This is a genomic window from Brucella tritici (genome assembly GCF_902825325.1).
In the GTDB taxonomy this organism is placed as follows: domain Bacteria; phylum Pseudomonadota; class Alphaproteobacteria; order Rhizobiales; family Rhizobiaceae; genus Brucella.
Genome location: NZ_CADEAR010000092.1, coordinates 1 through 308, shown reverse-complemented (window position 1 = coordinate 308; position 308 = coordinate 1). Strand labels below are relative to the sequence as shown.

Genomic DNA, 308 nt, shown 5'->3' with positions numbered 1-308 from the left:
TCGTCCTGAAAGTGGGTGAGCTTATGAATCGCAATGAACTTTCCCATATAACCAGAAAGCTCAGCAACGATATGTGCGTCCAATGTGTCGACCAAATCGTCGGCTTCGGCAGGCTTGAAAATGCGGTCACGTAGAAACCGATCCATCAAGGGTGCTGAGCTTTGCTGATCTGTGCGCGCCTGATTGCGGATTGTCTGGACATTTTGCTCGACGAATGTAGCAAAGTCGTCTCGCTGGTCAAAAGAGGTTACAAGGTGCTCGACCAACTTACGCCCATGCTCTGGACATCCTTCGATACCGCGACAGCT

At 50.6% G+C, this 308-nt stretch carries 1 pseudogene; it reads right to left on the bottom strand.

The window, feature by feature from the left end:
* Window positions 1–308: pseudogene (locus tag HWX93_RS22920) on the bottom strand (hypothetical protein); the annotation flags it as partial.